Annotated in this window: 18 protein-coding genes; 13 read left to right on the top strand and 5 right to left on the bottom strand. The window is 64.9% G+C overall.

What is annotated here, in order from left to right; translation table 11 throughout:
• Window positions 1–34 precede the first annotated feature (34 nt).
• Window positions 35–1,741 carry a ShlB/FhaC/HecB family hemolysin secretion/activation protein gene (locus AC1D1Y_RS06205; protein WP_477681576.1) on the bottom strand — a complete coding sequence of 569 codons (1,707 nt, stop codon included), beginning with the start codon at window positions 1,739–1,741 and terminating at the stop codon, window positions 35–37.
• A gap of 437 nt (window positions 1,742–2,178) precedes the next feature.
• Between AC1D1Y_RS06205 and AC1D1Y_RS06200 the strand changes: the two genes are divergently transcribed.
• The 11 genes from AC1D1Y_RS06200 (at window position 2,179) to AC1D1Y_RS06150 (ending at window position 11,429) form a co-directional block, all read left to right on the top strand.
• The gene (locus tag AC1D1Y_RS06200) at window positions 2,179–2,589 is read left to right on the top strand and encodes a VOC family protein (RefSeq protein ID WP_477681575.1); all 411 of its coding nucleotides are present in this window, start codon (window positions 2,179–2,181) and stop codon (window positions 2,587–2,589) included.
• Between the two features lie 83 nt (window positions 2,590–2,672).
• Entirely contained in the window at window positions 2,673–3,590 is a 918-nt protein-coding gene (locus AC1D1Y_RS06195; RefSeq protein WP_477681574.1) for a glycosyltransferase family protein, read from the top strand.
• A gap of 2 nt (window positions 3,591–3,592) precedes the next feature.
• Window positions 3,593–4,711 carry a winged helix DNA-binding domain-containing protein gene (locus tag AC1D1Y_RS06190; RefSeq protein WP_477681573.1) on the top strand — a complete coding sequence of 373 codons (1,119 nt, stop codon included), beginning with the start codon at window positions 3,593–3,595 and terminating at the stop codon, window positions 4,709–4,711.
• Between the two features lie 169 nt (window positions 4,712–4,880).
• Complete coding sequence (locus tag AC1D1Y_RS06185; protein WP_477676900.1) at window positions 4,881–5,384, top strand: (2Fe-2S)-binding protein; 504 nt, start codon at window positions 4,881–4,883, stop codon at window positions 5,382–5,384.
• Window positions 5,381–7,597, top strand: a complete 2,217-nt coding sequence (locus AC1D1Y_RS06180; protein ID WP_477681572.1) for a xanthine dehydrogenase family protein molybdopterin-binding subunit — start codon at window positions 5,381–5,383, stop codon at window positions 7,595–7,597. Before AC1D1Y_RS06185 ends, AC1D1Y_RS06180 begins: the two co-directional genes overlap by 4 nt.
• Entirely contained in the window at window positions 7,594–8,052 is a 459-nt protein-coding gene (soxX, locus tag AC1D1Y_RS06175) for a sulfur oxidation c-type cytochrome SoxX (RefSeq protein ID WP_477681571.1), read from the top strand. Before AC1D1Y_RS06180 ends, soxX begins: the two co-directional genes overlap by 4 nt.
• A gap of 9 nt (window positions 8,053–8,061) precedes the next feature.
• Window positions 8,062–8,538: a SoxY-related AACIE arm protein gene (locus AC1D1Y_RS06170; protein ID WP_477681570.1), complete on the top strand. Its 477-nt coding sequence runs from the start codon at window positions 8,062–8,064 to the stop codon at window positions 8,536–8,538.
• Entirely contained in the window at window positions 8,538–8,858 is a 321-nt protein-coding gene (gene soxZ / locus AC1D1Y_RS06165; protein WP_477681569.1) for a thiosulfate oxidation carrier complex protein SoxZ, read from the top strand. Before AC1D1Y_RS06170 ends, soxZ begins: the two co-directional genes overlap by 1 nt.
• A complete protein-coding gene (gene soxA, locus AC1D1Y_RS06160) occupies window positions 8,855–9,643 on the top strand; it encodes a sulfur oxidation c-type cytochrome SoxA (RefSeq protein ID WP_477681568.1) in 789 nt (262 codons plus the stop codon). Before soxZ ends, soxA begins: the two co-directional genes overlap by 4 nt.
• 501 nt (window positions 9,644–10,144) lie before the next feature.
• Window positions 10,145–10,510: a nuclear transport factor 2 family protein gene (locus tag AC1D1Y_RS06155; RefSeq protein ID WP_477676903.1), complete on the top strand. Its 366-nt coding sequence runs from the start codon at window positions 10,145–10,147 to the stop codon at window positions 10,508–10,510.
• Window positions 10,511–10,517: 7 nt separating this feature from the next.
• On the top strand, window positions 10,518–11,429 hold the full coding sequence (locus AC1D1Y_RS06150; RefSeq protein WP_477681567.1) for a polysaccharide deacetylase family protein: 912 nt from the start codon (window positions 10,518–10,520) through the stop codon (window positions 11,427–11,429).
• A 55-nt stretch (window positions 11,430–11,484) separates the two neighbouring features.
• Here the strand turns inward: AC1D1Y_RS06150 and lpdA are convergent, their stop codons facing one another.
• The 4 genes from lpdA to aceE are packed head-to-tail and all read right to left on the bottom strand — an operon-like array spanning window position 11,485 to window position 18,356.
• Window positions 11,485–13,317 carry a dihydrolipoyl dehydrogenase gene (gene lpdA / locus AC1D1Y_RS06145; protein WP_477681566.1) on the bottom strand — a complete coding sequence of 611 codons (1,833 nt, stop codon included), beginning with the start codon at window positions 13,315–13,317 and terminating at the stop codon, window positions 11,485–11,487.
• Entirely contained in the window at window positions 13,314–13,904 is a 591-nt protein-coding gene (locus AC1D1Y_RS06140) for an MFS transporter (protein WP_477652169.1), read from the bottom strand. Before AC1D1Y_RS06140 ends, lpdA begins: the two co-directional genes overlap by 4 nt.
• A 14-nt stretch (window positions 13,905–13,918) precedes the next feature.
• Window positions 13,919–15,568: a dihydrolipoyllysine-residue acetyltransferase gene (gene aceF / locus AC1D1Y_RS06135; RefSeq protein ID WP_477681565.1), complete on the bottom strand. Its 1,650-nt coding sequence runs from the start codon at window positions 15,566–15,568 to the stop codon at window positions 13,919–13,921.
• Window positions 15,569–15,620: 52 nt separating this feature from the next.
• Window positions 15,621–18,356 (bottom strand): pyruvate dehydrogenase (acetyl-transferring), homodimeric type, encoded by a 2,736-nt coding sequence (aceE, locus tag AC1D1Y_RS06130; RefSeq protein ID WP_477681564.1) that lies wholly within the window; start codon window positions 18,354–18,356, stop codon window positions 15,621–15,623.
• Window positions 18,357–18,650: 294 nt separating this feature from the next.
• Between aceE and AC1D1Y_RS06125 the strand changes: the two genes are divergently transcribed.
• Together AC1D1Y_RS06125 and AC1D1Y_RS06120 are read left to right on the top strand one after the other, a co-directional pair.
• Window positions 18,651–21,218 carry a PAS domain-containing sensor histidine kinase gene (locus AC1D1Y_RS06125; RefSeq protein ID WP_477652172.1) on the top strand — a complete coding sequence of 856 codons (2,568 nt, stop codon included), beginning with the start codon at window positions 18,651–18,653 and terminating at the stop codon, window positions 21,216–21,218.
• Window positions 21,219–21,267: 49 nt separating this feature from the next.
• The gene (locus AC1D1Y_RS06120) at window positions 21,268–21,894 is read left to right on the top strand and encodes a response regulator transcription factor (RefSeq protein ID WP_411877690.1); all 627 of its coding nucleotides are present in this window, start codon (window positions 21,268–21,270) and stop codon (window positions 21,892–21,894) included.
• Window positions 21,895–21,970 lie beyond the last annotated feature (76 nt).

Raw genomic sequence — 21,970 nt, 5'->3', positions numbered from 1 at the left:
AGAGAACAATCGGGACCGATTCAGCGAGCACACATCAAAACCGCGCCAGCAACGAACCCATCAGCCGCGGGTTCTTGCCGCCGGTCTGGTAGCTCGCGATGGACTTGGTCAACGGCCAGGCCGCCTCGATGGCGGCCACCACATTTTTTTCAAGAAAAAGGCGCAGCCCCAGGCCGGCGGAAGCCAGGCTCTGGCTGTCGGGCGTACCGGGCGTGACACTGCCGACCTTCCAGACCTTGCCGATGTCGTAGAAGCCGAACAGCTGCCAGGACCTGAGCCCCGGCATGCCGGTGGCGGCGCCGACAAAGCGCGGCTCGATGCGAAAGGCCAGCGCGCGTTCGCCCACCAGCTCCGCCGGCTCATAAGCCCGGCCGAAGCGCCGCCCGCCCAAGGCGTACTGCTCGGACGACAGCAGCGGCGTATTGGCCCACTGCCCGCCCGCGCCCACGGTGAACGAAAAATTCGGGCCCACAAACTGCGAGCGCTCGTAATCGAACGTGAGCTTGTTGAACACGCCCTTGGCGCCGACCCGGCTCTTGAGCAGGTCGGACTCCTGGGTGCCGCCCAGCCCCTGGCTGAAATCGACCTCCAGCGCGTTCTGCCCATCCAGGCGGTCCAGCAGGCGCCAGCTCAGGCCCAGGCGCAGCGCGCGTATGCGGTCCTCGATCACGCGGGTGCCCAGTATTTCGGTCTGGACATCGGAGTGGTCATACGCCGCGCGCGCTATCAGGCTTTCATTGCGGGTTCGCAGCAAGGGGTAAGCGGCGCCCAGCGACACAGTGTCCGCATTGCCGCGCACCTCGAAAGGCGTGAGGATGTCGCCGGGCTGCGTGCGTGCCTGGGACACGGCGGCCGAAAGCCGGAGGCCCTCGGTCGTGACGACCTGGCTATAGGACAGCTGCGCATACGCCATCTTGGAGTTGCCGCTGCCCACGCCGACAAAGCGCCACTGGTCGTTCACGCCCAGCAACTGGTTGCCCGCCACACTCAGCGTCAGCTGGCCGGGCCCGAGGTATTTGGAGCCGTAGTTGTCGATGGAGGCAAAGCCCTCCACGCGCTTCATGCTGGCGACCAGCGTGAGGTCGGCCGCGCCCGGCGCCTGCGAAGGTGCGAGCACGCTGCGCAGTTCGATGCCGGGGAAGTCATTGGCGATCAGCAGGTAGCGCTCCAGCACGCGGCCCTCTATGGGCCTGGAGGCCTGGATTTTTTCGCCGATGCGCCTCAGCTCTTCCTGCATAAAGGCGCTGACGCCGGGACCGGCCTGGATGTTCACGCGGTCTATGTAACCCTCGACGACACGCAAAGTCAGCGTGCCGTCCGCGAGCGATTGCGGCGGCACCACCACCAGCGAAAGAATGTAGCCCGCGTTGCGGTACATCGCGGTCAGCGAAGACGCGAGCTCGAGGATGTCTCCGCCCGTGATCTCACGCCCGGTGTAGCTGTCGGCCCGCGCCTGCAGCACATTGCCCGGCAGCGCTGTGGCGCTCTCGATGCGGATTTCCTTGAGCGTGACGCGCATGGATTTGAGTGAATCCGGCAAGGGCTCGGCGGACTCGCTCCTGACTTGCGTGGGCGGTGCCGCGGGTGCGGGCTCAGGCTGGAAATCAAAGCGTTCGCGAAGCCGGCCCGGGTCTATGGTCGAAGGGGCTTGTTGTGCCGAGGCGACGGCCGGAATGACCAGACACAGCGCAAAGACATGGGAAAGAACGTCGTGCAAGCCAACGCCATCAGTACGCTTCATTGTTCATCCTGCCTAAAGATCAAGATTTATGCGCCGCTGCAACATCACAGACGGCATCTACCGCATCCCAATTCCGTGAATTAATTCACAGTAACCAATTGTCAAACTTGATACAAGCCAGGAAAAGTGATTAATTCCGGCGAACTTCGTGTAATAGTTTTCCCCCATTTTTTTGGGCATTAATTCTTGTGGCTTACATTCACTTACTTTTGTCTCGCATTTTCTGCCTCCAATTACCTATATCTACTACCTTACGACTTATTTTTGTAGGCACCAGGGCCATGACATCACGGCCGGAAACTTCTAAAAAAATGCCGGCAGTTGTGTAAAGTTTTGGGCCAGGGCTCGCGCCCAATTGCCTGGACGGCATTCACCCTTGCTTGCATGCTTGTTGACCCGCAGGTAGAAAATCGGCGTTGCCTTGAGGGGAGCCCGCCATGTCCAACTCACTCATCATTCCCTGCCTGCGCTACCGCGACGCGGCCGCCGCCATCGACTGGCTGTGCAGCGCTTTCGGTTTTGAAAAACAGGCGGCCTATCCCAACCCCGACGGCTCCATCGCGCATGCCCAGCTCACGCTGGACGGCGGCATGGTCATGCTGGGCTCGGTGGGCAAGGTGCCCACCGAGTGGGGCAAGCTGATACGCCAGCCCGACGAACTCGGTGGCGTCGAGACACAAAGCGCCTACGTCTGCGTGCACGATGCAGACACCGTGTATGCGCGCGCCAAGGCGGCGGGCGCCGCCATCGTGATCGCCATCAAGGATGAGGACTACGGCGGCCGCGGCTTCAGCTGCCGCGACCCTGAGGGCCACCTCTGGAGCATAGGCAGCTACAACCCCTGGTGAGCGGCCGGCGCTTTCCGTGCTCCCGCCGCGCCGCGAATTTGCGCTATAAGCGGCGAAGGCAAAAGAAAAAAACGGGAAGCGCATTGAGAGTCCACATCTATACCGACATCGACACCCTGTTCGGCCGCGCCGCGCGCCTGTGGATGGACGTGCTGCTGCAGGCCGGGCACGAGGCCGAGTTCATCGACATGGGCAACAGCACCGAGGCGCCGCTGCCCGACGCCGGCCCCAGCGACATCAACCTGCTGATCGCCGGCATCTACGCCCTTCCGCGCTTTGCCAGGCAAGGCCTGCCGCGGCACGGCAAGCATGTGCTCTGGATGTTCGACCCGCTGACGCGAGACGCATCGGCCACGGTGCACAGTTACAAGGCCGGGCTGTTCGACGCCATCGCGCCCGGCCTGCATGCCGTGATGGCCATGGACGCCTCCATCGCGCGCTACCTCGCGCAGCATTTCCCGGCGCTCACAACCTTCCACCTGCCCTACCTGGTGGCGGACAAGCACGTGCGTGAGCCGCTCCCCGAAACGTCAAGAAGCCGGGACGTCGTCATGCTGGGCGGCGACACACCGCGGCGACGCGAGGCCGAGCGCCTGTTCCTCGCGAGCGGCACAAGCCTCCCGGTGCAGGCCGAGTTCATCTGGAGCGGCCTCTGGGGCGCGGCGCGCGATGCCTGCCGCGCCGGCGCACGCATCAACCTCAATGTGCACGCCGATTCCGAACTGCGCTACTTCGACCAGTTCCGCACCTTCGAGGCCTGGGCGGCCGGCACGGCCGTGGTGTCCGACAGCTTTGAAGGCTGGGAGGATTTCGGCATCAAGCCCGGCGTGCACATGGCCATGGCTGAACTGCAAGACCTGCCGCGGGCCTGCGCGGAGCTGCTGGCCGACGTGCCGCGGCGCGAGGCCATGGTGCGCGCCTCGCAGGCACTGCTGCGCGAACGTTTTTCGCCGGCGGCATSGCAGGGTCGCATGCTGGCGATGATGGAAAGCATCGCCTGAACATGGCGGAGATCTCCCGGCAGGAACTGATCGCGCTGCGGCTGGCCAGCCACCGTCTGGCGCCGGCCCTGTCTGCGAAGCCAGCCCCTTTCAAGCGGGTAGCGCAAGCCGTGCAATGGCTGGGCGCCGTGCAGGCACAGGAATACGCCCATGCGCGCTGGGCCGTCGGTTCACGCTTCGCGGCTGGGGCGGCCATCAGCGACGCGGCCGTCGAGCAAGCGCTGGCACAGCGCAAGGTGGTGCGCAGCTGGGTCTTGCGCGGCACACTGCACCTGGCGGCGGCGGCCGACCTGCGCTGGATGCTGGCCCTGGCCGCGCCGGCCTTGCTGACCCGCACCGCGGCGGCCTACCGCGAAGTGAATCTCGATGAAGCCGCCTTCCGCAAAATCCTTCCAGCCCTGCGCGAGTGCCTGGAGGGCGACCGGCAACTCACGCGCGTAGAACTTTTTGCCGCACTCGCGCGGCGCCGCATCGACACCGAAGGTCATCGCGGCGGACGCATCCTCTACCGCGCGGCACAGACCGGGCTGATCTGCCTGGGCGATCCGCAGGGCAGGCAGGCACGCTACACGCTGCTCGATGAATGGCTGCCGCCGGAGCCTGAACTGCCTCGCGAGGACGGCCTCCGGAAACTGGCGCAGCGCTACTTCGCCAGCCACGGCCCCGCCACGCCGGCCGACTTCACAGGCTGGTCGGGGCTGGCGGCCGGAGAAGCCAGGGCGGCGCTGGAGATGGCCGCGCCCGGTCTCACGCATGCACTGTTTGAGGGCAGCACCGTGTGGTGGTCCAAGCGCGCGTCAGGACCTGCGCAGCCGGCCGGGAAGCCGGCGCTGCACTTGCTGGCGGGCTTTGACGAATACGTGCTGGGCTACACGGACCGCAAGGCCATCATCGACCCCGCGCATGCCGGCAAGCTCATGACAAGCAACGGCCTGTTCCGCCCGGCGTTGCTGCTCGATGGCCGTGTCGCCGGCACGTGGCAAGCAGAGGCGAAAAAAGGCGCGCTCAATATCAGCACCACACCCTTCGCGCCGCTGCCGCGCGGCAGCGCCAGCGCGCTGCGGCTCGCGGCCCAGCGCTATGCCGACTTCATCGGCTTGCCACTGGCGGAAATTCGCTGAGGCAAAAGGTCGGCCATCACAAGGGTTTACCCGGTCGAACTTTATGGTTCGCGCCAGGTCAGCACATTACTCAGGTATAGAAGTCCCAGGTGCATTCGACATGCACCGGCGCTACTATCGCCCAGTCTTAGTCGGCCCATCCTTCCTTCAAATATTGAGGAGCGCATCCATGGCAAAGCTGAACGTCAACGGTACCGTGCGTGAGTTTGAAGTGGAGGACGACACACCGCTGCTGTGGGTCCTCCGCGAGCAGCTCGGGCTCACCGGCACAAAATACGGCTGCGGTATCGCAGCCTGCGGTGCCTGCACCGTGCACATCGACGGCGTGCCTACACGAAGCTGCGTGCGGCCCGTCTCCACGGTGAGCGCCACCGAAAAAATCGTGACCATCGAAGGCCTGTCGCCCGACGGCTCGCACCCGGTGCAGAAGGCCTGGGTGGCGCTGGACGTTCCGCAGTGCGGCTACTGCCAGTGCGGCATGGTGATGACGGCCGCGGCGCTGCTCAAGGCCAAGCCGAACCCGACGGATGCCGACATCAACGAGGCGATGACCAACATCTGCCGCTGCGGCACCTACAACCGCATCCGTGCCGCCATCAAGGTCGTTGCCGCGGGCGGCAGCACCAAAAGCGCGGCACTCGCCATCCAGCACACCGACGGGAGCACAACATGAGCGCCACCACCCTGCCCTCCTCATCCGCTTCCGCATCGCCCCGCCTGTCGCGCCGCCGCTTCCTGGCCTCGGGCGCATCGGCTGGTCTTGTCGTCGGGTTCCACATTCCGTTCGCCGGCACGGCCGCGGCGCAAGGCGCCGACTCGCCGGAGATCAACGCCTGGGTCGTGGTGCGCCCCGACGACACGGTCATCATCCGCATCGCCCGCTCTGAAATGGGCCAGGGCAGCCTGACCGGCCTGGCACAGCTCGTGGCCGAAGAGCTGGAATGCAACTGGGCGAAAGTCACCACCGAATACCCGACACCGGGGCAGAACCTCGCGCGCAACCGCGCCTGGGGCAATTTCTCCACCGGCGGCAGCCGCGGCATCCGCGAGTCGCACGACTACGTGCGCAAGGGCGGCGCCACCGCCCGCATGATGCTGGTGCAGGCAGCGGCTGACGAATGGAAGGTACCTGTGGCTGAATGCACGGCGGCCAGCAGCGTGATCACCCATACGCCATCGGGCCGAAAGACCACCTACGGAAAGGTGGCGCTTGCGGCGGCCAAGGTGGCGCCGCCCGCCGAGCCCAAGCTCAAGGATCCGAAAGACTGGAAGCTCGTGGGCAAGCGCCTGGCGCGCCTGGACACCACGGACAAGGTCACGGGCAAGCAGGTCTACGGCGCCGACCTCAAGCTGCCCGGCATGCTCAATGCGGCCATCAAGGACTGCCCGGTGTTCGGCGGCAAGGTCAAGAGCTTCAACGCCGCCGCCATCGAAAAGCGCCCGGGCGTGAAGAAGGTGCTGGCCGTCGGGGACAGCGCGGTGGCCGTCGTCGCCGACACCTGGTGGCGCGCCAAGACCGCGCTGGACGCGCTGCCCATCGAATGGGACAACGGCCCCAATGCCGCCAACTCCAGCGCCAGTGTGGCGCAGATGCTCAAGGCCGGGCTGGACGCGAACGACGCCGTCGTCGGCAACCAGAACGGCGACGCCAAGGCCGCGCTGGCGTCGGCCGCCAGGCGCATCGAGGCGGTGTACTCCTACCCGCACCAGAACCACGCGACCATGGAGCCCATGAACGCGACGGCGCGCTGGACGCCCGAGCGCTGCGAGGTCTGGACGCCCACCCAGAACGGCGAGGCGGCGCTGGCCGCCGCCTCCGAAGCGGCGGGACTGCCGGTCGGCAAATGCGAGGTCTACAAGATCCACCTGGGCGGCGGCTTCGGGCGGCGCGGCGCGGTGCACGACTGGGTGCGCCAGGCCGTCGACATCGCCAAACAGATGCCGGGCGTGCCGGTCAAGCTGCTGTGGTCGCGCGAGGAAGACATGCTGCACGGCCGCTACCACCCGGTCACGCAGTGCAAGCTGCAGGCCGGGCTGGACGCGCAGGGCAATGTCACGGCCCTGCACATGCGCATCTCGGGCCAGTCCATCCTGGCCGGCGTGTTTCCGCAAAACATCCGCAACGGGCTGGACCCGGTGCAGTTCCAGGGCCTGAATGCGCCGGGGCCTGAAGCCTCCATAGGCTACAGCTTCCCCAACCTGCTGATAGACCATGCGATGCGCAACCCCAGCGTGCCGCCCGGCTTCTGGCGCGGTGTGAACCTGAACCAGAACACCATCTACCTCGAGTCCTTCATCGACGAGATCGCGTTTGCCACCAAGCAGGACCCACTGGCCCTGCGGCGCAAACTCATGGGCAGCCATCCCAAGCACCTGGCCGTCCTCAACGCCGTGGCCGAGCGCGTCAAGTGGAACGTGCCGCCGCCCGACGTGGGCGGCCAGAAGGTCTTCCGCGGCCTGGCCCAGACCATGGGCTTCGGCAGCTATGTGGCGGCCTGCGCCGAGGTGTCGGTGAGCCCGGACGGTGTGCTCAAGGTGCACCGCATCGTGGCGGCCACCGACCCGGGCTATGCCGTCAACCCGCAGCAGATCGAGGCGCAAGTCGAAGGCTCTTTCGCCTATGGTCTGTCGGCCGCCCTGTTCGGCGAATGCACACAGAAAGACGGGCGCATGGAGCAGGACAACTTCAGCACCTACCCCGTCGTGCAGATGCAGCACATGCCGGCGGTAGAGACCCTCATCGTGGCCTCGGGCGGCTTCTGGGGCGGCGTCGGTGAACCGACGATCGCGGTCGCTGCGCCCGCCGTCCTGAATGCCGTGTTCGCCGCGACGGGCAAACGCATACGCGACCTGCCGCTGAAGAACCACGACCTCAAGAAGGCATGAACTGGCAAGGGGCCGTCGCCGGCGGGATGATGATGATGGCGCCCTGGACCAGCTTCGCGCAACAAGCGGTGGCGACGGTGCCGCCGCTGCAGGTCGTCGGTGACGCCATCCCGCAGGCGCTGACGGCCACGCCCGGCGACCCGGCGCGCGGCCGCGCCATCGTCGCCAACCGCCAGCTGGGCCTGTGCCTGCTGTGCCATACCGGGCCGATTCCCGAAGAGCGCTTCCAGGGCAACCTGGCGCCCGATCTGGCCGGCGCGGGCGCGCGCTGGAACGAAGGCCAGCTGCGCCTGCGCATCGCCGACGCGCAGCGCCTGAACCCGGCCAGCCTCATGCCCGCCTATTACCGCAGCGAGGGCCTGGTGCGCGTGGGTGCGGCCTGGCAAGGCAAGCCCATCCTGGATGCCCAGCAGATCGAGGACGTGGTGGCCTACTTGCGTACGTTACGCAACTAAGAGGAAAAGATGACGCTGCCCCCACACAAACCCGCCCTGCCCCGCCGGCGCCATGTCCTGGCAAGCGCCGCCGGTGTGCTTGCTAGCGTGGTGCTGCGGCCGGCCTCCGCCGCCGCGGGCGACCTGGCGGTGGCCGTGGCGGCCTATACAAAAAATGAGCCCGTCCGCGCGGGCAAGGTCAAGCTCGACGTGGCCGAGCTGGTGGACAACGGCAATGTGGTGCCCATCACCGTCACGACAGACAGCCCCATGACGGCCGCCGAGCACGTAAAAAGCATTGCCCTCTTCAACGAGAAAAATCCGCAGCGCGACGTCGCCCGCTTCACGCTGGGGCCGCGCGCCGGCAAGGCCTCCGTGACCACGCGCATACGGCTGGCAACTTCGCAGCAACTGGTGGCGGTGGCGCAGATGAGCGACGGCAGCTACTGGTCGCACACGGTGAATGTGATCGTCACGCTCGCCGCCTGTATTGAAGGTGAACCCTGATGGCCCGCACCCTGATCAATGCGCCCACCAGCGCCAGGCGCGGYGAGATCATCGAGATACGCGCCACCATAGGCCACCCCATGGAAACCGGCTTTCGCGCCGGCGAGGATGGCAAGGTCTTGCCGCGCAACATCATCCAGGCCTTCAGTTGCCGCTACAACGGCGAGCTGGTCTTCAGCGCTGAGCTGTTTTCAGCCGTCTCGGCCAACCCCTACATCGCCTTCCACACCGTGGCGACCGACAGCGGCACGCTGGTGCTCAACTGGGAAGGCGACAACGGGTTCACGCAGACGGAAAGCATCAGCCTGACCGTCTCATGAGGCATATCTTGCAAGGCCTGTTACCAGGCCTCCTGGTAGGCCTGCTGGTGAGCCACGCAGGCGCGCAGACCGCGCCGGGCAAGGACACACGCCGCTCAGGCTTTAAGGACATGGGTGCCTCCACACAAGCCATGCAAAAAGACGACGCGCTCAATCCCGGCATGCTGTGGGTCCAGGACGGCGAGGCGCTGTGGAAACAGCCGGCGGGCGCTAGCGGCAAGGCCTGCATCAGCTGCCATGCAGCGGCCCAGAGCAGCATGCGCGGCGTGGCGGCGCGTTATCCGGCGTTTGACACCCCGCTGGGCCGCCCCATCACCCTGAGCCAGCGCATCAACCAGTGCCGCCAGCAGCACCAGCAGGCCGCACCGCTGCGCGCCGAAAGCCCCGAACTGCTGAGCCTGGAAAGCTATGTCGCGTTGCAGTCGCGCGGCTTGCCGCTGGCGCCGCCCAACGACGCCAGGCTGGAGCCCTTCCGCCAGCGCGGGCAGCAGCTGTTCGCGCAGCGCATAGGCCAGCTGAACCTGTCCTGCGCGCAATGCCACGACGGCCTGGCCGGCGGGCGCCTGGCCGGCAGCGTAATCCCCGAGGCCCACCCCACGGGCTACCCGGTGTACCGGCTTGAATGGCAGGCACTGGGCTCGCTGCAGCGCCGCCTGCGCGGCTGCATGAGCGGCGTGCGCGCCCAGCCCTTTGCCTATGGCGCGCAGGAACTGGTGGAGCTGGAGCTGTACCTGAATGCTCGCGCCAAGGGCATGGCGATGGAGTCGCCTGGCGTGCGGCCCTGACTTGAGCGCTACTCTGCGGGCGCTATCAATTACATCGCTTATTGACCAGGCCCATCAAGGGGCTGCTGCACTTTTCTACCTTACCACCAGACCCGCGCTGTTGGGGTCAGTGCCGGCTTGCCACGGCATGCGGCGGCCTCGCGCCGACGCTGACTAGGTAAACGCGTGGGCGTTTGCGGCGCCTCTCCCCCGCGAGGCTTATGCCGTCGCGCCACCGCAGGCTGGGAGAGGGAAGCGCCTTCTGGTTCCCGGCGCCAGGGCGCAGTGAAAACCCATCCACAAAGCGCGTATGCATGAAAAGTCGAATTGGCACACAAGTTGCAGATCGCCAGACGTCCTCAGCCGTTTCCCGCTTTCAACCCTGTTGATGGTTGCCAATGCAGCCACATGATTTTTCCGGCAACGACAGCCGCAGGAGCCCCCTGATTGAACAGCACCAAGGCCTTTTCCAGCGACACGGCAAGCGCTGCCGAAGTGGTCAATGAGTTCCTTCGGCTCATCATGCTTCCTGACCCGGTGGCCGCCAGCCGGTTCACGGCACCCGGCATGAAGATTCTTTTCACCGGCGGCCGGGCCATGAGCGCCCCCACCGAGTGCACCAAATTCAATGCATCGCGCTACAAATGGGTGAAAAAAAGGATTGAGCGCACCGAAACGGTTGCCGCCGGCTCCAACGGCGCCGCGCCCGATGAAGCAGTGGTCTACAGCCTGGGAACCCTGTACGGAGAATGGCCTGACGGGACGTCTTTTGAAGGCAACCGCTATGTGGACCGCTATGTCGTCAAAAGCGGGCTGATCACACACATGGATGTGTGGAACGACAGCGCCGAGTGGTTGCTGGTGCGCGCCGGCCTGGCCGTGCTTTGATCAGCTGATGGCGGCAAACTACAGCGGCGCTCTGCCAACGCACAATCGCTTTGATTACCAGGCGATCAATCGGCGCAAACCTTATCGCTGGCCCAACGGCGCCGGTCTGGCTGTTTACCTGGGTTTCAACATCGAGCACTTTGCCTTCGGCGAGGGTATGGGCGCCACCATCGGCCCGGCCAGCCCGCAACCGGATGTCCTGAACTACAGCTGGCGCGAGTACGGAAACCGCGTTGGCAGCTGGCGCTGCCTCGAGCTGTTTGACAGCTTGGGCCTGCCTGCGGCGGCCCTGATCAACACCGCACTGTATGACCACTGCCCGGAGCTGGTGGCCGCCTGCGTGGCGCGCGGCGACGAACTGGTCGGCCATGGCCACAGCAACGCTGAACGCCAGGCGGCAATGACTGAAGCGAACGAAGGTAGCCTGCTGGTGCAGTGCCGCACGCGCATGCAACTGGAAAGCGGCCAAGCACCGGCCGGGTGGCTTTCACCGTGGATTTCGGAAAGCCTGCAAACGCCTGACCTGCTCGCCGAAAGCGGCTACGGCTACACCCTGAACTGGTGTCACGACGACCAGCCGCTGCCGATGCGCACTCGCAGCGGGCAGGCTTTATGGGCCGTGCCCTACCCGCAAGAACTCAATGACATCCCGATGATCATTGCACGGCAGATGGACGGGAAAGACTTTGCGCAGATGATCATCGACCAGCTTGACGAGATGCTGGAGCAATCGCAGGCCAGCAGTTCAGCACCGCTGGTGATGGGCATTGCACTGCACCCTTACATCGTCGGCCAGCCTTACCGCCTGCGCCACTTGCGGCGTGCGCTTCAGCATGTTGCCGCCGCACGTGACCGGGGCCAGGTCTGGATGGCCACGCCGGGCGATATTTTCCGGCACGCCGTACAGATGGCCGCGTGAGCGGCCCCTGCAAGAGGCGCCCGCGTGCGTGCCAGAGTAACTTGAGACCGCCGGCTTACTTGCGCGCCGGCGGCAAGTCGGTGCAGCTGCCGTGCGCCACTTCCGCCGCCATGCCCATGCTTTCGCCCAGTGTGGGGTGCGGGTGGATCGTCTTGCCGATGTCGACGGCGTCGGCGCCCATCTCGATGGCAAGCGCGATCTCGCCGATCATGTCGCCGGCGTGCGTGCCGACGATGCCGCCGCCCAGGATCTTGCCGTGGCCGTGGGCTTCAGGGCTGTCGTCAAACAACAGCTTGGTGAAACCTTCGTCGCGGCCGTTGGCGATGGCGCGTCCGGAAGCCGTCCAGGGGAAGAGTCCCTTCTTGACCTTGATGCCCTGCGCCTTGGCCTGGTCCTCGGTGAGGCCGACCCAGGCGATTTCAGGGTCGGTATAGGCCACACTGGGGATCACGCGTGCGTTGAAGGCGGCGCTGGCAAGTTCCTTGTTGCCCTGCAGTTCGCCGGCGATGACTTCAGCCGCCACGTGCGCTTCGTGCACGGCCTTGTGCGCGAGCATGGGCTGGCCGACGATGTCGCCGATGGCGAAGATGTGGGGCACGTTGGTGCGCATCTGGATGTCGACGGGGATGAAGCCGCGATCACTCACACTGATGCCGGCCTTGTCGGCGGCGATCTTCTTGCCGTTGGGCGTGCGGCCCACGGCCTGCAGCACCAGGTCGTAGGTCTGCGGCGCCGGTGCGCCATCGCCTTCGAAGCTGACTTCAATCCCGGCCTTGGTCGCCTTGGCGCCCACGGTTTTGGTCTTGAGCATGATGTTGTCGAAACGCGGTGCGTTCATCTTCTGCCAGACCTTGACGAGGTCGCGGTCGGCGCCCTGCATCAGGCCGTCCATCATCTCGACCACGTCGAGGCGCGCGCCCAGGGTGGAGTACACGGTGCCCATTTCCAGGCCTATGATGCCGCCGCCCAGGATCAGCATGCGCTTGGGGACTTCCTTGAGGTCTAACGCGCCGGTGGAATCGACCACGCGAGGATCATCCGGCATGAAAGGCAGGCGTACCGCTTGCGAACCGGCGGCAATGATGCAGTTCTTGAACGCGATGGTTTGTTTCTTGCCCGACTTTTCCTGCGCGTTACCGGTGGTCTCCTCAACCTCCAGGTGATGGGCGCCGACAAACTGGCCCAGGCCGCGCACAACGGTGACCTTGCGCATCTTGGCCATCGCGGTCAGCCCGCCGGTGAGCTTGCCGACGACTTTTTCCTTGTGCGTGCGCAGTTTGTTGATGTCGAGCTTGGGCTCGCCGAAACTCACGCCCAGGCTGTCGAAATGCTTGACCTCATCCATCACGGCGGCCACGTGCAGCAGCGCCTTGGAGGGAATGCAACCCACGTTGAGGCAGACGCCACCCAGCGTGGCATAGCGCTCGACCAGCACGACCTTCAGACCCAGGTCGGCGGCGCGGAAGGCGGCCGAATAACCGCCGGGGCCGGCGCCCAGCACCAGCACGTCGCAGTCGAGGTCGGCGGAGCCGCTGAAGCTGGCGGCCGCTGGAGCGGGCGCGGCGGGCGCGCTGGCAGCCGGTGCGGGAGCCGCAGCCTGCTTTTTCTCCGGCGCGGGCGCAGCAGCAGCCGCAGCGGCGCCGGAAGCTTCGAGCGTCAGCACCACGGAACCTTGCTTGACCTTGTCGCCGAGCTTGACCTTGACTTCCTTGACCACGCCGGCGGCGGAGGACGGGATTTCCATGGACGCCTTGTCGCTTTCCACGGTGATCAGGCTTTGCTCGGCCTTGATGGTGTCGCCGGGCTTGACCAGCACTTCAATCACGGACACTTCGTCAAAATCGCCAATGTCCGGCACCTTGATGTCTAGCAGGCTGGATGCGCTCATTTGGAGGCTTTCAATTTAAGGGTGAATATGTCGACGGGGCCTGCCGAGTTCTTGTCGAACTCGCAGCCCGCGTTGAGGCCGGCCATGGCGACTTCGCGTGCGGTCTTGGCCTTGTCCCAGGCGGCGTGCATGGCGCCCAGCGCAAAGCTGCGGCCCGAGCCTATGCCCCAGAATTCCTTGAACTCGAAGACTTCGCGGTAGCTGTAGAGGCCGTAGATGCCGCTGGCGTTGGCAATGACGACGGTGAACTGGCTGGATTCATAGGGGTCGTTGTCGTCTTCCTTGGTCTGCAGGAAGAACGTCTCCTTGAGCAGCGGGTGCAGCTTGACGAAGGTGTCGAACACCTCGTCACGAGAACCCAGCTTGAGCTGGTCTTTGGGCAGGGCCGCCATGGCCTTGCGCAGCACCGGAAAATGCGCCACCGTGCCGGCCATGCCGACGTAGCTCAGGCCGGCGGGCGTGTCGACCTTGAAGATCTTGCTGTTGGCCTCGAAACGCTGGCCCAGGCTGGTGTCGCCGAAGGTGACCAGCGTGTCGGCGGCGATGGCGACCTGCCCCGCCTTTTTGACGACTACAAGTGTTGTCATGCTTCCGCCCCTGTTTACAGCAGGACGCGGCGGAAGTCRSCCAGGATCTGGCCCAGGTASRCGTTGAAGCGYGCRGCGGCKGCGCCGTCGATCACGCGGTGGTCCCAGSTCAGCGACARSGGCAGCATCAGGCGCGGSWSRAAGGCCTTGCCGTCCCAGACCGGCTCGGTCGAGCTCTTGCAGACGCCCAGGATGGCGACTTCAGGCGCGTTGATGATGGGCGTGAAGTAGCGCCCGCCAATGCCGCCCAGCGACGAGATCGTGAAGCAGGCGCCGGACATGTCGGCCGGGCTCAGCTTGCCGTCGCGTGCCTTCTTGGCGAGCTCGCCCATCTCCTGCGAGATCTGCACGATGCCCTTCTGGTCGGCATTCTTGATGACCGGGACGACCAGGCCGTTGGGGGTGTCGGCGGCGAAGGCGACGTTGTAGTACTGCTTGAGCACCAGCTGGTCGCCGTCGAGCGAGGCGTTGAATTCGGGAAATTTCTTGAGCGCGGCGACCGAGGCCTTGATCAGGAAGGCCAGCATGGTGATCTTGATGCCGGCTTTCTCGTTTTCCTTATTCATGAGCACGCGGAAGGCTTCGAGTTCGGTGATGTCGGCATCGTCGTGGTTGCAGACGTGCGGGATCATCACCCAGTTGCGGTGCAGGTTGGCGCCGCTGATCTTCTTGATGCGCGACATGTCCTTGCGCTCGACCGGGCCGAACTTGGTGAAGTCGACCTTGGGCCATGGCAACAGGTCCAGCCCCGCCCCGCCGCCCGAAGACGCAGGCGCCTTGGCGGCCTGCGCCTGGGTGCGGACGCTGCCGTCCATCACCGACTTGGTGAAGGCCTGCACGTCGTCCTGCGTGATGCGGCCCTTGGGGCCTGAGCCCTTGACTTCGGCCAGCGGCACGCCGAGTTCGCGCGCGAACTTGCGCACCGAGGGGGATGCGTGCGGCAGGCTGCCCTGCGGGGCCGTGGTGGGATCGTGGGCGGGCTGGCTGGCGGCGGATACGGCGGCAGGCGCAGGCGCGGACGCCGTGGCGGGCGCCGAAGCGGCTGCAGGTGCGGCGGCGGGTGCTGCGCTGGCGGCAACAGAGCCTTCCAGCACGGCCAGCAGGTCGCCGATGTTGACGACGTCGCCCATCTTGACCTTGAGCTCTTTGAGCACGCCGGCGGCGGACGACGGGATTTCCATCGAGGCCTTGTCGGATTCGACGGTGATCAGCGACTGCTCGGCCTTGATGGTGTCGCCGGGCTTGACCAGGATCTCAATGACGGACACGTCCTTAAAGTCGCCGATGTCGGGCACGCGGACTTCGACCGGGCCGGAGGCGGAAGGTGCGGCGGCAGGTGCGGGTGCCGGGGCGCTGGCCGCCGGAGCCGCAGGCGCAGCGGCGGGTTTTGCCGCCGCTGCTGGTGCTGGTGCAGCGGCTTCGGCCCCCGCGACTTCCAGCGTCAGCACGACCGAGCCCTGCTTGACCTTGTCGTCGAGCTTGACCCGCAGTTCCTTGACCACGCCGGCGTGGCTCGAAGGGATTTCCATGGAGGCCTTGTCGGACTCCACGGTGATCAGCGACTGCTCTGCCTTGACGGTGTCGCCGGGCTTGACCAGCAATTCGATCACCGTCACTTCGTCGAAATCCCCGATATCAGGAACTTGAATGTCTACCACTGCCATATCTTGTCTCCGTTTGCTTCAGGCGTTCAGGCGTCTACGTCAGGGTTTTAACTCAAGCGTAAAGCGGATTGATTTTGTCGACATTGATGCCGTACTTCTTGATGGCTTCGCTCACCTTGGCGACGGGCACCGTGCCCTCTTCGCTGAGCGCCTTCAGGGCCGCCACGACGATGTAGTGGCGGTTGATCTCGAAGTGCTCGCGCAGCTTGCTGCGGAAGTCGCTGCGGCCGAAACCGTCGGTGCCCAGCACCTTGAAGGTGCGGCCCTTGGGGATGAAGGAGCGGATCTGCTCGGCGTAGGCCTTCATGTAGTCGGTCGAGGCGATGACGGGGCCGGTGTGCTTTTCAAGCTGCTCGGCCACAAACGGCACCTTGGCTTTTTCGGCCGGGTGCAGCAGGCTCCAGCGTTCGGCGGTCTGGCCGTCGCGGGCCAGTTCGTTGAAGCTCGGGCAGCTCCAGACGTTGGCGGCGACGCCCCATTCTTTTTCGAGCAGCTCCTGCGCGGCGATGGACTCGCGCAGGATGGTGCCGGAACCCAGCAGCTGCACGCGCGGCGTGAGCTTGGCGCCTTCCTTGCACAGGTACATGCCTTTGATGATCTGCTCTTCGGTGCCGGGCTTGAGGCCGGGCATGGCGTAGTTCTCATTGAGCAGCGTGAGGTAGWAGTAGACGTTGTCCTGYTTCTCSACCATGCGCTTSARGCCGTGGTGSAGGATGACGCCSACTTCGTGCGCGAAGGTCGGGTCRTAGCTGATGCAGTTGGGGATGGTGCCGGCCAGGATATGGCTGTGGCCGTCTTCGTGCTGCAGGCCTTCGCCGTTGAGCGTGGTGCGGCCCGAGGTGCCGCCCAGCAGGAAGCCGCGCGCCTGCATGTCGCCGGCCGCCCAGGCCAGGTCGCCGATGCGCTGGAAGCCGAACATCGAGTAGTACACGTAGAACGGCACCATGATGCGGTTGTTGGTGCTGTACGAAGTGGCGGCCGCGATCCAGCTGCTCATGCCGCCGGCTTCGTTGATGCCTTCCTGCAGGATCTGGCCCTGTTTGTCTTCCTTGTAGTACATCACCTGGTCTTTGTCGACCGGCGTGTATTTCTGGCCGTCAGGGTTGTAGATGCCGATCTGGCGGAACAGGCCTTCCATGCCGAAGGTGCGGGCTTCGTCGACCAGGATGGGCACCACGCGCGGGCCCAGGGCCTGGTCGCGCAGCAGCTGCGTGAGGAAGCGCACATAGGCCTGGGTGGTCGAGATTTCGCGGCCTTCGGCCGTGGGCTCGATCACCGACTTGAAGGTCTCCAGCGCGGGCACGGTGAACTGCTCGTCGGCCTTGACGCGGCGGTGCGGCAGGTAGCCGCCGAGGGCCTTGCGGCGCTCGTGCAGGTAGCGCATCTCGGGCGTGTCTTCGGCCGGCTTGTAGAAGGGGATGTCGGCCAGCTGGCTGTCGGGAATCGGGATGTTGAAGCGGTCGCGGAAGGCCTTGATGTCTTCGTCGGCCAGTTTTTTGGTCTGGTGGACGTTGTTCTTGCCTTCGCCGATCTTGCCCATGCCGAAGCCCTTGACGGTCTTGATCAGCAGGACGGTGGGCTGGCCCTTGTGGTTGACGGCCTTGTGGAAGGCCGCATAGACCTTTTGCGAATCGTGGCCGCCGCGGCGCAGGTTGAAGATGTCCTCGTCGCTCATCTTGGCGACCATCTCGAGCGTGCGCGGGTCCTGGCCGAAGAAATGCTTGCGCACGTAGGCACCGTCATTGGCCTTCATGGCCTGGTAGTCGCCGTCCAGCGTGTCCATCATGACCTTCTTGAGCGCGCCATCCTTGTCGCGGGCCAGCAATGGGTCCCAGTTGCTGCCCCAGAGCAGCTTGATGACGTTCCAGCCGGCGCCGCGGAACTCGCCTTCGAGTTCCTGGATGATCTTGCCGTTGCCGCGCACCGGGCCGTCCAGGCGTTGCAGGTTGCAGTTGATGACGAAGACCAGGTTGTCGAGCTTTTCGCGCGCGGCCAGGCCGATGGCGCCCATGGATTCGACTTCGTCCATCTCGCCGTCGCCGAGGAAGGCCCAGACCTTGCGGTTTTCGGTGTTGGCGATGCCGCGGGCATGCAGGTACTTGAGGAAACGCGCCTGGTAGATCGCCATCAGCGGGCCCAGGCCCATGGAGACGGTGGGGAATTGCCAGAACTCGGGCATCAGCTTGGGATGCGGGTAGCTGGACAGGCCCTTGCCGTCGACTTCCTGGCGGAAGTTGAGCAATTGCTCTTCGGTCAGGCGGCCTTCGAGGTAGGCGCGGGCATAGACGCCGGGCGACACGTGGCCCTGAATGTAGAGGCAGTCGCCGCCGTGCTCTTTACCCGGTTCAGCGCTCTCGGCGTGCCAGAAGTGGTTGAAGCCGGCGCCGAACAGGCTGGCCAGCGAGGCGAAGGAGCCGATGTGGCCGCCCAGGTCGCCGCCGTCGGCGGGATGCAGGCGGTTGGCCTTGACCACCATGGCCATGGCGTTCCAGCGCATGTAGGCGCGCAGGCGTTCCTCGATCTCGAGGTTGCCGGGCGAACGCTCTTCCTGGTCGGTCTCAATGGTGTTGACGTAGCCGGTGTTGGCCGAGAAAGGCATGTCTATGCTCTTCTGGCGGGCATGCTCCAGCAGTTGCTCGAGCAGGAAATGGGCGCGCTCCGGACCTTCGCTTTCGATCACGGCGGACAGGGCGTCCATCCATTCGCGGGTTTCCTGGCTGTCTTTGTCCAGCGCGTCGTTGGCGGCGGCGCGCAAGTTGTCGCCGGCTTGGGTGGGATTGGCAGCCATTTTTTGTCTCCTGAGTAGCCTGGTAGAGCTTTGTTAACCTGCGATACGGCCTCTTGTTGAGCCGTACACAGAGCCTGTTCCAACTTGGGTCTAAGCGTGTTGTAAACGCAAATTAGATTCAAGTCTCTAGTTTCCCACAATATTCGCACAATTTCAAATAGTGCTTACTCATTTCACATTAAGAAATTTAAAAGTAAGCATACGTCGCATTGAGGGTGATTCGCTTCACCTTAAACGATCAGGGTCAACCCAGCTACGCCGAGGGCATCTCCCTTAAACTGCACCCTTCCTCTTATGACCCAGCAAGCCCCCGCCCCCGCCGACATCGCGGCCAATCCCGCTCCCCTGGCCCTGTGGCGCCACTGGTGGCGCCGGCAGTCGCCGTCGCGCCAGGACCGTTTCATCACGCTGGGCCCGCTGCTGGCCGTCGTGCTTTTCCTGGCGGCCGTGATCGCCGCTTTCGGCTACCTGCGCATCGAGGAAATCGACCGTGAGCAGCAAGCCGTCAAGCGAGACGTGGAATATGCCCAGCAGCGCCTGCGCCTGCGCCTGCTGGAGCGGCAGGAGCAGCTCATGCGCATAGGCCGCGACGTCTCGAACAAGGAAATCGACACCGAGGAGTTCATCACCCAGGCCGAATCGCTGGTCAACCAGTACCCCGAGCTGATGGCGGTGACCTGGGTGGACAGCAAACGGCGCATCAAGGTCGCCTACGTATCGCCCAGTGCCAACGCCAGCCAGCTGCGCGGCGCGGGCGAACAGCTCAAGGTAGGCGAGACCGACGGCACTTATGACCTCGCCAGGGACCTGCGCCAGCCGGTGTATTCACGACCGCTGGCAGCCAAGGAAGCCAGCGGCTACAACGCGCCCACCCTGCAGCTGCAAGTGCCGCTGGACGACCAGGGAAAATTCGCCGGCGTCATCATGGGCGAGTACTCCATCGACGGCCTGCTGCGTTTTGGCGTGCCGACCGAAGTCACGGCCAAATATGCGGTGACCCTGATCGACGACAAGAACCAGGTGCTGGCGGGTAACCTGCCGCCACCGCGCAATCCCGCGGCCCGGCTGCTGCCCTGGTCAGACGGCGCGGCCGAATACGAGATACCGGTCTCACCGGTGGGCAACGGCCTGCTGATACGCGCCGAGGGCTACCGCACCTCGCTGGGTGTGGTGGGCAGCGGCTTCTTCTGGCTGGTCAGCGCCCTGAGCGCGCTCACGGTGTGGATGCTGCTGGGCACCTGGCGCCACACGCGCCGCCGCGTGCAGGCCCAGCAGGCGTTGATCTCAGAGACCAACTTCCGCCGCGCCATGGAAAACTCCATGCTGACCGGCATGCGCGCGCTGGACCTGCAGGGCCGCATCACCTACGTCAACCCGGCTTTCTGCCAGATGACGGGCCTGACCGAGGGCGACCTGGTGGGCCGCACGCCGCCGTTTCCGCACTGGCCGGAAGGCGAGATCGACACCCTGATGCAGCGGCTGGACGACGAGCTGCACGGCCGCACGCCGCCGGGCGGCTTCGAGGTTCGCGTCAAGCGCAAGAACGGCCAGATTTTCGACGCCCGCATGTATGTGTCGCCGCTGATAGACCCGCGCGGACAGCAGACCGGCTGGATGACCTCAATGACGGACATCACCGAGCCCAAGCGCATCCGCGAGGAACTGACCGCCTCCTATGAGCGCTTCACCACGGTACTGGAGGGGCTGGACGCGGCCGTCTCCGTGGCGCCGCTGGGCAGCGAGGAACTGCTGTTCGCCAACAAGCTGTACCGCTCCTGGTTCGGCGGCGAGGTGTCGGGCCACCTGAACCTGATTGCGCAGGCCGGGGTGCCCAGTGCCGTGCCCACCGACGACACATTGGACGCGGTCGACGGCCTGGCCGGCTTTCCGACCGATACGCTGACGGCGGCGCAAACGGAAAACGCCGAAATCTTTGTGCCCGAGCTCAGCAAATGGCTGGAAGTGCGTTCACGTTACCTGACCTGGGTGGACGGCCGCCTGGCGCAGATGGTGATCGCCACCGACATCACGCCGCGGCGCCATGCCGAGGAACAGGCCGCCCAGCAAAACGAACGGGCCCAGACCGCCAGCCGCCTGATCACCATGGGCGAGATGGCCTCCAGCGTGGCGCACGAACTGAACCAGCCGCTCACGGCCATCAACAACTACTGCAACGGCATGGTGTCGCGCATCAAGGGCAAGCAGATCAGCAACGAAGACCTGCTGATCGCGCTGGACAAGACCGCCAAGCAGGCGCACCGCGCCGGGCAGATCATCCAGCGCATACGCTCCTTCGTCAAACGCAGCGAGCCCAACCGCACGGCGGCCGACGTGGCCACCATGGTCAGCAACGCCATGGAGCTGGCCGACATCGAACTGCGCCGCCACCACGTGCGCCTGAGCCACTACATCGCGGCCCGCCTGCCCGAAATCATGGTGGACCCCATCCTGATCGAGCAGGTGCTGATCAACCTGATGAAAAACGCGGCCGAATCCATAGAGCAGGCACACCTGCCGACGGCGCGCCGCAGCGTCGAGCTGCGGGTGGTGCCCAAGCAGATTGAAGACCAGGCCGTGGTGGAGTTTTCGGTGCTCGACACCGGGCGCGGCCTGTCGCCCGAGGTCATGGGCCGGCTCTATGAAGCCTTCTACTCCACCAAGGCCGAAGGCATGGGCATAGGCCTGAAGCTGTGCCGCAGCATTGTCGAGTCCCACCAGGGAAGAATGGAGGCCGAGAACCTCTACAATGGGGACGAAGTGGTGGGGTGCCGGTTTACCTTCTGGATCCCTGTGACACCCCTGCTCTTGCCGACGGCGCCAGCCGGCGACAACACGGCAGCCAGGAACGCAGGCGTTCACTGAAAACCCTTCAAGAACCGTCTCTTGAGAAGTTCACGAAAGAAAGTTTGGCATGAGCTTGATTCCCAAAAAAGGTACCGTCTACGTCGTTGATGATGACGAGGGCGTGCGCGACTCGCTGCAGTGGCTGCTCGAAGGCAAGGACTACCGCGTCCGCTGCTACGACTCCGCCGAAACTTTCCTCTCCCGCTACGACCCGCGCGAAGTGGCCTGCCTGATCGTCGACATCCGCATGGGCGGCATGACGGGCCTGGAGCTGCAAGACCGCCTGGTCGAGCGCAAGTCGCCGCTGCCCATCGTGTTCATCACCGGCCACGGCGACGTGCCCATGGCGGTCAACACCATGAAAAAAGGCGCGATGGACTTCATCCAGAAGCCTTTCCAGGAAGAAGCCCTGGTCAACCTGGTCGAGCGCATGCTGGAGCAGGCCAAGGAGGCCTTCAGCGAATTCCAGCAGTCCGCCAGCCGCGACGCCCTGCTGGCCAAGCTCACCTCGCGCGAAGCCCAGGTGCTCGAGCGCATCGTGGCGGGACGCCTCAACAAGCAGATCGCCGACGACCTGGGCATCAGCATCAAGACGGTGGAGGCGCACCGCGCCAACATCATGGAAAAGCTCAACGCCAACACCGTGGCCGACCTGCTCAAAATCGCCCTGGGGTCCAACGCGCCCAAGGCCTGATTCCCTCTTTCGCTATCCCTTGATAGCTTTAACGCCCGTATTGATTGGACCAACGGGCGTTTTTACTTTGAGAAGC

Source organism: Polaromonas sp. P1_G1 (genome assembly GCF_056405595.1).
The sequence above is the reverse complement of the archived record's forward strand: the minus strand, read 5'-3'. Positions and strand labels throughout refer to the sequence as shown.

Bases quoted from the DNA above. Each gene is read 5' to 3' on its own strand.
- AC1D1Y_RS06125 (WP_477652172.1), top strand. From the start codon at position 18,651: ATGACCCAGCAAGCCCCCGCCCCCGCCGACATCGCGGCCAATCCCGCT.
- AC1D1Y_RS06200 (WP_477681575.1), top strand. From the start codon at position 2,179: ATGTCCAACTCACTCATCATTCCCTGCCTGCGCTACCGCGACGCGGCC.
- AC1D1Y_RS06190 (WP_477681573.1), top strand. From the start codon at position 3,593: ATGGCGGAGATCTCCCGGCAGGAACTGATCGCGCTGCGGCTGGCCAGC.
- AC1D1Y_RS06180 (WP_477681572.1), top strand. From the start codon at position 5,381: ATGAGCGCCACCACCCTGCCCTCCTCATCCGCTTCCGCATCGCCCCGC.
- AC1D1Y_RS06155 (WP_477676903.1), top strand. From the start codon at position 10,145: ATGCTTCCTGACCCGGTGGCCGCCAGCCGGTTCACGGCACCCGGCATG.
- AC1D1Y_RS06170 (WP_477681570.1), top strand. From the start codon at position 8,062: ATGACGCTGCCCCCACACAAACCCGCCCTGCCCCGCCGGCGCCATGTC.
- soxX (WP_477681571.1), top strand. From the start codon at position 7,594: ATGAACTGGCAAGGGGCCGTCGCCGGCGGGATGATGATGATGGCGCCC.
- AC1D1Y_RS06150 (WP_477681567.1), top strand. From the start codon at position 10,518: ATGGCGGCAAACTACAGCGGCGCTCTGCCAACGCACAATCGCTTTGAT.
- AC1D1Y_RS06185 (WP_477676900.1), top strand. From the start codon at position 4,881: ATGGCAAAGCTGAACGTCAACGGTACCGTGCGTGAGTTTGAAGTGGAG.
- AC1D1Y_RS06120 (WP_411877690.1), top strand. From the start codon at position 21,268: ATGAGCTTGATTCCCAAAAAAGGTACCGTCTACGTCGTTGATGATGAC.
- AC1D1Y_RS06205 (WP_477681576.1), bottom strand. From the start codon at position 1,741: ATGAAGCGTACTGATGGCGTTGGCTTGCACGACGTTCTTTCCCATGTC.
- soxA (WP_477681568.1), top strand. From the start codon at position 8,855: ATGAGGCATATCTTGCAAGGCCTGTTACCAGGCCTCCTGGTAGGCCTG.
- AC1D1Y_RS06140 (WP_477652169.1), bottom strand. From the start codon at position 13,904: ATGACAACACTTGTAGTCGTCAAAAAGGCGGGGCAGGTCGCCATCGCC.
- lpdA (WP_477681566.1), bottom strand. From the start codon at position 13,317: ATGAGCGCATCCAGCCTGCTAGACATCAAGGTGCCGGACATTGGCGAT.